The 12,667-nt window shown below is 71.0% G+C and carries 11 protein-coding genes; 6 read left to right on the forward strand and 5 right to left on the reverse strand.

The window, feature by feature from the left end; all coding sequences use genetic code 11:
• Positions 1-6: 6 nt before the first annotated feature.
• Complete coding sequence (locus ABZ893_RS20760) at positions 7-1,206, reverse strand: bifunctional adenosylcobinamide kinase/adenosylcobinamide-phosphate guanylyltransferase (protein WP_361405599.1); 1,200 nt, start codon at positions 1,204-1,206, stop codon at positions 7-9.
• 279 nt (positions 1,207-1,485) lie between these two features.
• Between ABZ893_RS20760 and ABZ893_RS20765 the strand changes: the two genes are divergently transcribed.
• Positions 1,486-1,704, forward strand: a complete 219-nt coding sequence (locus tag ABZ893_RS20765) for a hypothetical protein (protein WP_361405602.1) — start codon at positions 1,486-1,488, stop codon at positions 1,702-1,704.
• A gap of 78 nt (positions 1,705-1,782) precedes the next feature.
• Here the strand turns inward: ABZ893_RS20765 and ABZ893_RS20770 are convergent, their stop codons facing one another.
• From ABZ893_RS20770 to ABZ893_RS20780, 3 genes are all read right to left on the reverse strand, one after another.
• Positions 1,783-2,883: a trypsin-like peptidase domain-containing protein gene (locus tag ABZ893_RS20770; protein WP_361405605.1), complete on the reverse strand. Its 1,101-nt coding sequence runs from the start codon at positions 2,881-2,883 to the stop codon at positions 1,783-1,785.
• A gap of 63 nt (positions 2,884-2,946) precedes the next feature.
• A complete protein-coding gene (locus ABZ893_RS20775) occupies positions 2,947-3,654 on the reverse strand; it encodes a methyltransferase domain-containing protein (RefSeq protein WP_361405608.1) in 708 nt (235 codons plus the stop codon).
• A gap of 83 nt (positions 3,655-3,737) precedes the next feature.
• Positions 3,738-4,364, reverse strand: a complete 627-nt coding sequence (locus ABZ893_RS20780; protein ID WP_361405611.1) for a DUF3043 domain-containing protein — start codon at positions 4,362-4,364, stop codon at positions 3,738-3,740.
• Between the two features lie 233 nt (positions 4,365-4,597).
• On the opposite strand from ABZ893_RS20780, the gene ABZ893_RS20785 reads away from it, so the two are divergent.
• From ABZ893_RS20785 to ABZ893_RS20805, 5 genes are all read left to right on the forward strand, one after another.
• Positions 4,598-5,392, forward strand: a complete 795-nt coding sequence (locus ABZ893_RS20785) for a PspA/IM30 family protein (RefSeq protein ID WP_361405613.1) — start codon at positions 4,598-4,600, stop codon at positions 5,390-5,392.
• A 102-nt stretch (positions 5,393-5,494) separates the two neighbouring features.
• Positions 5,495-5,773 (forward strand): hypothetical protein, encoded by a 279-nt coding sequence (locus ABZ893_RS20790; protein WP_361405616.1) that lies wholly within the window; start codon positions 5,495-5,497, stop codon positions 5,771-5,773.
• Between the two features lie 120 nt (positions 5,774-5,893).
• Positions 5,894-7,105, forward strand: coding sequence for a sensor histidine kinase (locus ABZ893_RS20795; protein ID WP_361405813.1), 1,212 nt, complete (start codon positions 5,894-5,896; stop codon positions 7,103-7,105).
• On the forward strand, positions 7,102-7,791 hold the full coding sequence (locus tag ABZ893_RS20800) for a response regulator transcription factor (RefSeq protein WP_361405619.1): 690 nt from the start codon (positions 7,102-7,104) through the stop codon (positions 7,789-7,791). Before ABZ893_RS20795 ends, ABZ893_RS20800 begins: the two co-directional genes overlap by 4 nt.
• Positions 7,792-7,988: 197 nt before the next feature.
• Positions 7,989-11,195, forward strand: a complete 3,207-nt coding sequence (locus ABZ893_RS20805; protein WP_361405622.1) for an efflux RND transporter permease subunit — start codon at positions 7,989-7,991, stop codon at positions 11,193-11,195.
• Positions 11,196-11,399: 204 nt separating this feature from the next.
• Here ABZ893_RS20805 and nadA read toward each other — a convergent pair whose 3' ends face one another.
• On the reverse strand, positions 11,400-12,590 hold the full coding sequence (gene nadA, locus ABZ893_RS20810) for a quinolinate synthase NadA (protein WP_361405625.1): 1,191 nt from the start codon (positions 12,588-12,590) through the stop codon (positions 11,400-11,402).
• Between the last annotated feature and the right edge of the window lie 77 nt (positions 12,591-12,667).

Genomic DNA, 12,667 nt, shown 5'->3' on the forward strand with positions numbered 1-12,667 from the left:
CCCGCATCAGCCGCGCAGCGTGAGCGCCTGCCCGGCCACCACGAGCAGCACGTGTTCGCACTCGGACGCGAACGCCGCGTTCAGACGCCCCAGTTCGTCCCGGTAGCGGCGCCCCGACGCGGTGGCCGGGACGACCCCCGAACCAACCTCGTTCGACACGGCGACGACCGTGCGCCGGGTGGCCCGTACCGCCGCCGTCAGCTCGGACACCCGCTCCCGCAGCGCCCGTTCCCCGCCGCCCGCCCACGTCTCGTCGTCCCAGGCGCCCACGTCGTCCATCGCGTACGTCAGCCACAGCGACAGGCAGTCGATCAGCAGCGGCGGCCCGTCCTGCCCGAGGAGCGGCACGAGGTCGCACGTCTCGACGGTGCTCCACGAGCCGGGCCGCCGCTCACGGTGCAGCGCCACCCGCTGCGACCACTCGGCGTCCCCGCCGCGCGTGCCGCCCGTCGCCACATACAGCACCCCCGGGAACGCCTCCAGGCGCCGCTCGGCCTCGACCGACTTGCCCGACCTGGCCCCGCCGAGCACGAGCGTCCTGCGCGGCACGTCCGGCACGTCCTCGTACACCCCGACCGTCAGCGTCGTCCCGTCCGGCACCGCCCGTGCGCCCGCGGCCGCCAGACGCCGCGTCAGCTCAGGGCCGGGCGGCACGTCGTGGTCGATGTGGACCGCGAGCACGTCCGTCGTCGGGCCGAGCGACCCCGTCGCCCGCAGCCGCGACAGCGCGTCCGGCCGGGCCACCACGTCGGCGAGCACCATCTCGTACGGCCGCTCGGCGTGGGCGGAACCCGCGGGCGCCGCGCCCGGCGGCAGATACAGCAGCCGCTCGCCGTCCGGGCCCGTCACCTCGTAGCCCGTCCCCGGCGCGTCCATCGCCACGGCCCGCACCCGATGTCCGGTGAGCAGCGCCAGCTCGCTGCCGTCCGGCACCCGCGCGGGCGTCACGAGCCCCGCCGGTACTTCGACGGGCGGCCCGTCGTGCGGATGCGACAGCAGCACCTGCCGTACGCCGCTGAGGCTGTGGCCCGAACGGGCGGCGGCGAACGCGGCGCCCGGCGTCAGGTCGAGCAGCAGCGTGCCGTCGATGAGAAGCGCGGTCGCGGCGCGCGCGCCGGGCCCGACGGCGGTGGCGCAGGCGGCGCAGGGACAGTCGGGGCGGGGCAGACCGGTGGGCGCGCCGGTGCCGAGCAGAGTGAGTTCCACGGGAAGATCCTCCCGCGCCACCGCGAACGGCGCTCGCCCGGATAGGGCCTGTCCGGCGGATCAGGCCGGATTCCGGAGGCAGCGAACCGGTCACGCCGGTGAGCGGGGTCTGGTGCGTGCAGCTGCAAGGCGGAGGATTGAGGCATCGCGGAGCGATGGTGATTGACGACAACGCGGCAGATGCGCGTGCCAGGGCCCGCGTTCCCGGCATGATCCGCCGGACAGGCCCTAAGCTTCTGACTCGTTGGTTACTGGTCCGTTGACTCTCAGGAGGCTGACATGGCGGCATGGACGTGGAGGTTCGAGAAGTCGGACGGGACGGAGGTCCAGCCGGCGGTGCAGCCCGAGGAGTTCACGACTCAGGGCGACGCCGAGTCGTGGATCGGCGAGTACTGGAAGGCCCTCGCGGAAGGCGGCGCCGACCAGGTCAGGCTCTTCGAGGACGAGGCGGAGATCTACGGCCCGATGGGGCTGCACGCGGAGGACGCGCCGGCGTAAGGCGTTTCGAGCACGACGAAGGGCGGCTACCCGGCATGGGTGGCCGCCCTTCGTACGTGACGTTCCTCCGTCTCGTTCCTACATGTCGCCCAGCGTCACGTCCGCCGTCTTCTGGGTCCCGTTCCGCGTGTACGTCACCGTGACCTTGTCACCCGGCTTCCGGGCCGCGATCTCCTCCGAGAGCGAGTCCACCGTCGTGACGGCCGTGCCGCCGAACTTGATGATGATGTCCCCGGCCTTCAGTCCCGCCTTCTGCGCGGCCCCGCCGTTCGAGACCTGGACGATGGCCACCCCGGCCGGCTGGTACGAGTTGTCCAGGACCGTACGGCCCGTGATGCCGAGCGCCGCCCGGCCCGAGTCCGTGACCTTGCCCTGCTTGATGACCTGGTCGGCGACCGTGGTGACCATGGACGAGGGGATCGCGAAGCCGATGCCGGGCGCCGCGCCGCCGCCGAGGTCGGGGTCGGTCGCGGCGAGCGTGGGGATCCCGATGACCTGACCGTTGAGGTCGACGAGCGCGCCGCCGCTGTTGCCCGGGTTGATCGAGGCCGACGTCTGCACCATGTTCGCGATGACGGCGCCGGTCCCGCCGCCCTGCTGGCCCTCGCTGACGGTCCGTCCGGTCGCGGAGACGATGCCCTCGGTGACGCTGGAGGAGAGGCCGAGCGGCGAACCCATCGCGAGCGTGATCTGGCCGACCTGGACCTTGGACGAGTTCGCGAAACTGGCCGCCTTGAGCCCGGCGGGCACCTTGTCCAGCTTGATGACGGCGAGGTCCTGCTGGGGATAGGCGTAGACGAGCGTCGCGGTCAGCTCGTTCTCGCTGTTGGACGCGGTGACCTTGAACGTCTTCTCGTTGCGGACCACGTGCGCGTTGGTGACGATGTGGCCCTGGCCGTCGTAGACGATCCCTGAGCCGAGTTCGTTCGACGCCTGGATCTGGACGACCGACGGCAGGACGTTCTTGATGACCTTGATGTAGTTGTCCTGCAGATCGCTGCTGCTCGCGGGCGCGGCCTGCTCCGTCGTGCCGGGCTGCTTCGTGGCCGGGCCGGACGCGCCGGCCCCCGCACAGCCGCCCGCCAGCGCCACCGAACACAGGACGGCGGTCACCAGGACCAGGAGGCGCGGGGTACGGGCACGGCGGCCGAAGGGGGAGCGGGCACGAGAAACATCCATGCCCGGATTGTCACCGTCGTCCCGTCGCCCCCGCCCGCGCTGGTCCGCCGAACAGGGGGTGCGTCAGCCGCGTACGCCGCACAGGTGGAGCAGCGCCGCCACCCGGCGGTACGGCTCCGTGCGCCCGGCACGCTCCTCCGCCGCGAGCAGCGTCTGGAACTCGCCCTGCGACGGGACCGGCGCGTCGTCGGCCGCCGTGTCCGTGAAGACCCGCACGCCGTACCAGGCGCGCAGCGGTGCGCCGATCCCGGCCAGTGTCGCGGTGAGCGCGTCGAGCCGGTCGGCCCGCACGTCGAGCCCGAGCCGGTTGCGGTAAGCGACGGTGTCGAAGGAGCCGAGCGCGCCCTGCCAGTCACCGGCGAGGCCGGGCCGCATGGCGAGCCCGTCGCCGTTGCGCACGAGGAGCGAGAGCAGGCCGCCGGGGGCCAGCATCCGGGCGAGCCCCGCGAGGAGCGCGTCCGGGTCCTCGACGTACATCAGCACCCCGTGGCACAGGACCACGTCGAAGCTGCCGGGGAGGAAGTGCACCCCGGTGTCGCGCCCGTCGCCCTCGACCAGGCGCACCCGGCCGCGGATGCCCTCGGGCTCCTCGGCGAGCGCGGCCCGCGCCGCGGCCACCATCGCGGGATCCTGCTCGACCCCGGTCACCTTGTGGCCGGCACGGGCGAGACGCAGAGCCTGCGTCCCCTGGCCCATGCCGACGTCGAGCACCCGCAGCCGCTGCCCGACGGGGTAGCGCGCGGCCAGCTGCTCGTCGAGCTGCCGTGCCACGAGCTCCTGGCGTACCGCGTTGCGCAGACCACCCAGCTTCTCCAGCCAGGCCGACGCCGCGGCGCCGGTGAAGGCGTCTGTGCTCAGGGCCGCTCTCCGCGCTTGACCTTGGGCTTGGGCAGCCGCAGACGGCGCATCTGGAGCGAACGCATCAGGGCGTACGCGACGGCGCCCTTCTTGGCATCGTTCGGGAACTTCTCGGCCAGGGCCTTCTTCAGGCGGAAGCCCGTCACGGCCGAGTCCAGCACGATCAGCACGATCACGATGAGCCAGAGCAGCAGCGCGATGTTCTGCAGGGCGGGGATGCGGATCATGGTCATCACGAGGATGACGACCGCCATCGGCAGGAAGAACTCCGCGACACAGAAGCGCGAGTCGACGTAGTCGCGCGCGTACTTGCGCACCGGGCCCTTGTCGCGGGCGGGCAGGAAGCGCTCGTCACCGCTGGCGAGCGCCTGGCGCTGCCGCTCCATCGCGGCACGGCGGTCGTCGCGCTGCCGCTTCGCCGCCTCCTTGCGGTTCGTCGGCGTGTTGGCCACGCTGCGGCGCTGGGTCTGGGCCTCGCTGCGCTTGGGCGTGGGGCGGCCCTTGGGGGCCTGCGGGTCACGGGGCTGCGTGGAGTCGGTCACCGGCGCCTTGGCGGCCTGGGCCTTCTCGTCCTTGGATCGGCTACGGAACACAAAAGCCAAGGGTACGTGGTGCGGCGGCATGGACCAGAGGGGAGTGGGGAACGATCCGGCAACACCCTGCGTCCCTCACCTCGTGTACCGGGGGACACGTACTCCCTGCGCCGGATCCGGAGCAGTCCGGAGTCGTCCTCGGGGATGAGCGCATCCGCACCTGAACAGTGCGGTAATGGAGGCAGGACCCGTACTGTGGGTTCTGTCGCAGTGTGTGGTGCTGGACGTCTGCTGAATCTGTCAGAAGGGGGCGCGCGAAGCCCATGAGCGGTGTCATGAAGCGTATGGGGATGATCTTCCGCGCGAAGGCGAACAAGGCCCTGGACCGGGCCGAGGACCCGCGCGAGACCCTCGATTACTCGTACCAGAAGCAGCTGGAACTGCTCCAGAAGGTGCGGCGGGGCGTCGCCGACGTGGCGACCTCGCGCAAGCGCCTCGAACTGCAGCTCAACCAGCTCCAGACCCAGTCGACCAAGCTGGAGGACCAGGGCCGCAAGGCGCTCGCGCTCGGCCGCGAGGACCTGGCCCGTGAGGCGCTCTCGCGCCGGGCCGCTCTCCAGCAGCAGGTCACCGACCTGGAGACGCAGCACACGACGCTCCAGGGTGAGGAGGAGAAGCTGACCCTCGCGGCGCAGCGCCTCCAGGCCAAGGTCGACGCCTTCCGCACGAAGAAGGAGACGATCAAGGCGACCTACACGGCGGCCCAGGCGCAGACCCGGATCGGCGAGGCCTTCTCCGGCATCTCCGAGGAGATGGGCGACGTGGGCATGGCCATCCAGCGGGCCGAGGACAAGACGGCCCAGCTCCAGGCTCGGGCCGGCGCGATCGACGAGCTGCTGGCCTCCGGTGCCCTGGAGGACCAGACCGGCGGCAAGGACGACATCCAGAGCGAGCTGGACCGCCTCTCCGGCGGCAGCGACGTGGAGCTGGAGCTCCAGCGGATGAAGGCCGAGCTGGCGGGCGGTTCCTCGTCCTCGCAGCAGGCCATCGAAGGCGGCCAGAACGGCCAGTCCGCGAACGGGCAGCCGCAGGACACCCCTCGCTTCGACAAGCAGTAGTTCGACAAGCAGTAGCCGTCCTGCGGAGCCGGTGGTCCTGCGTAGCGAGCAGTCCCACGAAGCAGTAGTCCCACGCGCAAGTCCCACGCCGAGGAGGGCGTCATGATCGTACGGATCATGGGGGAGGGGCAGGTGGAGCTGGCCGACAGCCACTTCGCCGAACTCAACAAGCTCGACGACGAGCTCATGGCCGAGGTGGAGAAGGGGGACGGCCAGGGGTTCCGCCGTACTCTCCACTCCCTCCTGGACACGGTCCGCTCCTACGGCACCCCGCTGCCCGACGCCTCCCTCGAACCCTCGGAACTCATCCTTCCGGGGCCGGAGGCGACCCTGGAGCAAGTCCGGGCGATGCTGCGCGACGACGGGCTGATCCCTGGCTGAGCAGCCGGGGCGGGCCCGCACGGGCCTTACGCGGACGAGCGTGCCGCACGCGCGGGAGGGGGCGATACCGTGGCGCCGGTGACCCCCTTCGTACGCTGGGCCAGGACGCACCCCCGGGCCATGGACGCGGCCCTCGCGGCGGCGGTGCTGTGCTGCATGGTCTTCGCCTCGTTCGTGGATCCGCACGGCGGCCCCGACGGCACCCCCACCTTCGGCACCCGCTCGCCCGGCGTCATCGGCGTCGTCCTCATGGTGCTCGGCGCCGCCGCCCTCGTCGTCCGGCGCCGCGCCCCCATGACGGTCCTCGCGGCCACCGCCGCCGTCACCCTCGCCGAACTCGTCACCGGCGAACCCCGCGCCCCCGTCGCCATGAGCGCCGTCATCGCGCTCTACACCGTCGCCGCCAGCACCGACCGCCCCACCACGTGGCGCGTCGGCCTCGCGACCATCACCGTCCTCACCGGTTCCGCCATGCTGGCCGGCCCCCTGCCCTGGTACGCCCAGGAGAACCTCGGCATCTTCGCCTGGACCGGCATGGCCGCCGCCGCGGGGGACGCCGTCCGCAGCCGGCGCGCCTTCGTCGACGCGATACGGGAGCGGGCCGAACGGGCCGAGCGCACCCGCGAGGAGGAGGCCCGGCGCCGCGTCGCCGAGGAGCGGCTGCGCATCGCCCGCGACCTGCACGACGTCGTCGCGCACCACATCGCCCTGGTCAACGTGCAGGCGGGCGTCGCCGCCCACGTCATGGACAAACGGCCCGACCAGGCCAAGGAAGCCCTCGCGCACGTCCGCGAGGCCAGCCGCTCCGCACTCGGTGAACTCCGTGCCACCGTCGGCCTGCTCCGGCAGTCCGGCGACCCCGAGGCCCCCACCGAACCGGCCCCGGGACTCGGCTGCCTCGAAGACCTCGTCGCCACCTTCCGCAACGCGGGCCTGCCCGTCGAGGTCGCCTGCGCCGAGCGCGCCACCGGCCTCCCCGCCGCCGTCGACCTGGCCGCCTACCGCATCATCCAGGAGGCCCTGACCAACGTGCGCAAGCACGCGGGCGCCGACGCCAGGGCCGAGGTCAGCGTCATCCTCGTAGGACCGAACATCGAGGTCACCGTCCTGGACAACGGACCCGGCACGGAAGACGGCCGGCCCGGCGCCGGACAGCCCGTGCCCGACAGCGGCGGCCACGGACTCCTCGGTATGCGCGAGCGGGTCGCCGCGGTCGGCGGCAGCTGCACGGCCGGACCGCGGTACGGAGGCGGGTTCCGCGTCCATGCGATCCTGCCCGTCCAGGCCCACGCCACCGCGGGCCGCGCCACGCACACGGGGGACGCTGGATGACGATCCGGGTACTGCTCGCCGACGACCAGGCCCTGCTACGCAGCGCCTTCCGCGTCCTCGTGGACTCGGAACCCGACATGCTCGTCGTCGGCGAGGCCTCGGACGGCGCCGAGGCGGTCCGGCTCGCCAAGTCCGAGCAGGCCGACGTCGTCCTCATGGACATCCGGATGCCCGGCACCGACGGACTCGCCGCGACCCGCCTGATCAGCGCCGACCCCGCCCTCGCGCACGTCCGCGTCGTGATGCTGACGACCTTCGAGGTCGATGAGTACGTCGTCCAGTCGCTGCGCGCCGGCGCCTCCGGCTTCCTCGGCAAGGGCGCCGAACCCGACGAACTCCTCGGCGCCGTGCGGATCGCCGCCGCGGGCGAGGCGCTTCTGTCGCCGGTCGCGACCAAGGGCCTGATCGCCAAGTTCCTCGCGCAGGGCGAGGCGTACGACGAGACGGGCGGGCCCGGCGGCGCGCTCGGCGAACGTCTCGCCGCGCTCACCACCCGCGAGCGCGAGGTCCTCGTCCAGGTCGCCGGCGGCCACTCGAACGACGAGATCGCCGAACGCCTCCAGGTCAGCCCCCTCACGGTCAAGACCCACGTGAACCGCGCCATGGCCAAGCTCGGCGCCCGCGACCGCGCCCAGCTCGTCGTCATCGCGTACGAATCGGGCCTGGTACGTCCACGGGTGGAGTGAACGCCCGATTCCGTGTACTGCGGCCGCAGTATGCGGCGCATAAGAACGGGACCTGGGAGCGACGGAACCCGCCTCGGACATGCCTGAGGGTGTAGGTGGTCCCGCATTGCCTCCGGACGCGTAAGCGCGTATTACGCGCATATCCGGACGCCCGGGGCCTCCTCCTGCCGCGCTCGCCACAGAGAGAGACCCTCACCATGTCCTGGCTGTCCAGATTCAGCCTCGCTCAACGGGCCCTGATCGGGCTGATGTCGATCATCGCGATCGTCTTCGGCGCCATCGCGATCCCTCAGCTCAAGCAGCAGCTGCTGCCCTCCATCGAACTGCCCATGGTGTCCGTCCTGGCCCCGTACCAGGGCGCGTCTCCCGACGTGGTCGAGAAGCAGGTCGTCGAACCCCTCGAAACGTCCCTCCACGCGGTCGACGGCATCACCGGCGTCACCTCCACGGCGAGCGAGGGCAACGCCGTGATCATGGCCCAGTTCGACTACGGCAACGGCTCCAAGCAGCTCGTCGCCGACGTCCAGCAGGCCGTGAACCGCGCCCGCGCCCAGCTCCCCGACAACGTCGACCCGCAGGTCATCGCGGGTTCCACGGACGACATGCCGACCGTCGTCCTCGCCGTCACGTCGGACAAGGACCAGCAGGCGCTCGCCGACCAGCTCGACAAGACCGTCGTCCCGGCCATCAAGGACGTCTCCGGCGTCGGCCAGGTCACCGTCAGCGGCGTGCGCGACCTCCAGGTCACCGTCACCCCCGACGACGGCAAGCTCGCCCGCGCCGGCGTCACCTCGATGGCGCTCGGCCAGTCGCTCCAGGCGGGCGGCGCCACCATGCCGGCCGGCTCCTTCGACGAGAACGGCAGCAACCGCACCGTCCAGGTCGGCGGCGGCTTCACGTCCCTCAAGCAGATCCAGGACCTGATGATCACCGGCCAGGGCGTGCGCAAGCCCGTACGCCTCGGTGACGTCGCCAAGGTCGAGCAGCAGCCCGCCGCGGCCACCTCCATCACCCGCACCGACGGCCGGCCCAGCCTCGCCGTCGTGGTCACGATGGACAAGGACGGCAGCGCGGTCGCGATCTCGAACGCGGTCAAGGACAAGCTGCCCGGCCTGCGCCAGGACCTCGGCGCCGGCGCGAAGCTCACGGTCGTCAGCGACCAGGGCCCCGCCGTCTCCAAGTCGATCGACGGCCTGACCACGGAGGGCGCGCTCGGCCTCGTCTTCGCGGTCCTCGTCATCCTGGTGTTCCTGGCGTCGATCCGCTCGACCCTGGTCACCGCGGTCTCGATCCCGCTCTCGGTCGTCCTGGCCCTGATCGTCCTGTGGACCCGCGACCTGTCGCTCAACATGCTCACCCTCGGCGCGCTGACCATCGCGATCGGCCGCGTCGTCGACGACTCCATCGTCGTCCTGGAGAACATCAAGCGGCACCTCGGCTACGGCGAGGAGCGCCAGGAGGCGATCCTCAAGGCGGTCCGCGAGGTCGCCGGCGCCGTCACGTCGTCCACCCTCACCACCGTCGCCGTCTTCCTGCCCATCGGCCTCGTCGGCGGCATGGTCGGCGAACTGTTCGGCTCGTTCTCGCTGACGGTCACGGCGGCCCTGCTCGCCTCCCTGATCGTCTCGCTGACGGTCGTCCCGGTCCTCTCGTACTGGTTCCTGCGCCCGCCGAAGGCGATCAAGGGAGTCGACCCGGAGGAGGCCCGCCGCCAGGCCGAGGACAAGGAGGCCCGCTCCTGGCTCCAGCGCCTGTACGTGCCCGTGCTGCGCTTCGCGACCCGTCGCCGCCTCACCAGCGTCTTCCTCGCGATCGTGGTCCTCGTCGGCACGTTCGGCATGGCACCCATGCTGAAGACGAACTTCTTCGACCAGGGCGAGCAGGAAGTCCTGTCCGTCAAGCAGGAGTTGAAGCCCGGCACCAGCCTGGCGACGACCGACGCCGCGGCCAAGAAGGTCGAGAAGCTGCTCGGCGGCATCGACAACGTCAAGGACTACCAGGTCACCATCGGGTCCTCCGGATTCATGGCGGCGTTCGGCGGCGGCACCGGCACCAACCAGGCGTCGTACCAGGTCACGCTCAAGGACAAGGCGACCGCCAAGAAGACCCAGGACCGCATCGAGAAGGGGCTCAAGGGGCTCTCCGGGATCGGGCGGACCACGATCTCGGCCGGTGCCGGCTTCGGCAGCCAGGACCTGAAGGTCGTCGTGAAGGCGGCCGACGGCCAGGTGCTCCGCGAGGCGGCCGACAAGGTCCAGGCCGAGGTCGCGAAGCTCCACGACGTCACGGACGTCACCAGCGACCTGTCGCAGTCCGTCCCGCGCATCTCCGTCAAGGCCAACTCCAAGGCCGCGGCCGCCGGTTTCAACGACACCACGCTCGGCGCGGCCGTCGCCCAGGCCGTACGCGGCACCACCAGCGGCAAGGCGATCCTCGACGACACCGAGCGCGACGTCGTCGTGAAGTCGGCGAAGCCCGCCACCACCATGGACGAGCTCAAGAAGCTCCCGATGGGCCCCGGCGGTCTGACGCTCGGCGACATCGCCACGGTGCAGCTGGTCGACGGACCGGTCTCCATGACCCGGATCGACGGCGCCCGCGCCGCGACGATCACGGCCAAGCCGACCGCCGACAACACCGGCGCCGTCAGCGCCGACCTCCAGACGAAGATCAAGGCCCTCAAGCTGCCCGCGGGCGCTACGGCCACGATCGGCGGTGTCACGTCCGACCAGAACGACGCGTTCAAGAACCTCGGCCTCGCCATGCTGGCCGCGATCGCGATCGTGTTCATGCTCCTGGTCGCCACGTTCCGCTCGCTGGCCCAGCCGCTGATCCTGCTGGTCTCGATCCCGTTCGCGGCGACCGGCGCGATCGGCCTGCTCATCGCGACCGGCACCCCGATGGGTGTCCCGGCGATGATCGGCATGTTGATGCTCATCGGCATCGTGGTCACCAACGCGATCGTCCTGATCGACCTGATCAACCAGTACCGCAAGGAGGGTTACGGCACGATCGAGGCCGTCATCGAGGGTGGCCGCCACCGTCTGCGCCCGATCCTCATGACGGCCCTGGCGACGATCTTCGCTCTGCTGCCGATGGCCCTCGGGGTCACCGGTGAGGGCGGGTTCATCGCTCAGCCGCTCGCGGTCGTGGTGATCGGCGGTCTGATCACGTCGACGCTTCTGACGCTGCTGCTCGTGCCTACGCTCTACGCGATGCTGGAGCTTCGCAAGGAGCGGCGGGCGAAGAAGCGTGAGGCCAAGCGCTTGAAGCGTGAGGCCAGGCGGGCGGAGAAGGATGGGGCGCCGGCCGAACCGGCCGCGCCGGAGGCCTCCGAGTCCGGCGAGCCCGGCGAGCCCGCCTCGGACGCCGAGTCCGGTGAGCCGGAGCCTGCCGGGGTGTGACCGGCGGTTGAATGCCTAGAGCCCGGTGCGGACACCTGTGTGGTGTTCGTACCGGGCTCTTCGCCGTTGGGGCGGGGGTGCGTTGCCTGGTGCGGCTCGCCTGTGGCTCGTCGCGCCCACGCGGCGGAGCCGCAGATCGATACAGCCCCGCGCCCCTTTGGGGCGCACTCCTACGGGAAGCGACAGTTACCCAGGGCGCGTTACCTACGGCAGCGCCAGCATTCGTTCCAGGGCCAGCTTGGCGAACTGCTCTGTCTCGCGGTCCACCTCGATGCGGTTGACCAGGTTGCCCTCGGCGAGGGACTCCAGGGTCCACACCAGGTGGGGCAGGTCGATGCGGTTCATCGTCGAGCAGAAGCAGACCGTCTTGTCGAGGAAGACGATCTCCTTGTCCGGGTGCGCGTTCGCGAGGCGGCGCACCAGGTTCAGCTCGGTGCCGATCGCCCACTTCGAGCCGGCCGGGGCCGCGTCGAGCGCCTTGATGATGTACTCCGTCGAGCCGACCTCGTCCGCCGCGGCGACGACCTCGTGCTTGCACTCGGGGTGCGCCAGGACGCGTACGCCGGGGATCCGCTCGCGCACGTCGTTCACCGAGTCGAGCGAGAAGCGCCCGTGCACCGAGCAGTGCCCGCGCCACAGGATCATCTTCGCGTTCCGCAGCTCCTCGGCGGTCAGGCCGCCGTTCGGCCGGTGCGGGTTGTACAGGACGCAGTCGTCCAGGGACATGCCCATGTCGCGCACCGCGGTGTTGCGGCCGAGGTGCTGGTCGGGCAGGAACAGGACCTTCTCGCCCTGCTCGAAGGCCCAGTCCAGCGCCCGCTTCGCGTTGGACGAGGTGCAGATCGTGCCGCCGTGCTTGCCGGTGAACGCCTTGATGTCCGCCGAGGAGTTCATGTACGAGACGGGCACGACCTGCTCGGCTATGCCGGCCTCGGTCAGCACGTCCCAGCACTCGGCGACCTGCTCGGCGGTGGCCATGTCGGCCATCGAACAGCCGGCGGCCAGGTCGGGCAGGACGACCTTCTGGTCGTCACCGGTGAGGATGTCGGCGGACTCGGCCATGAAGTGCACACCGCAGAAGACGATGTACTCGGCGTCCGGCCGGGCGGCCGCGTCACGGGCGAGCTTGAAGGAGTCGCCGGTCACGTCCGCGAACTGGATGACCTCGTCGCGCTGGTAGTGGTGGCCGAGCACGAAGACCTTGTCCCCGAGCTTCTCCTTCGCCGCGCGAGCGCGCTCCACCAGGTCCGGGTCGGACGGGGAGGGCAGGTCCCCAGGGCACTCCACGCCACGCTCGCTCCGCGGGTCGGCCTCTCGGCCGAGCAGCAGGAGGGCCAGCGGAGTCGGCTGGACGTCCAGGTCAACAGGGGTCTGGGCCGTGGTCACGTCACGCACCCTTTCTTGGTATGACATTCGTGCGGCGAGGCTTCTCGTCGAAATGACGCTATCTATCATAACTGCTTCACGTCAGA

Origin of the sequence: Streptomyces sp. NPDC046821, from assembly GCF_040645335.1 — a bacterium.
In the GTDB taxonomy this organism is placed as follows: Bacteria; Actinomycetota; Actinomycetes; order Streptomycetales; family Streptomycetaceae; genus Streptomyces.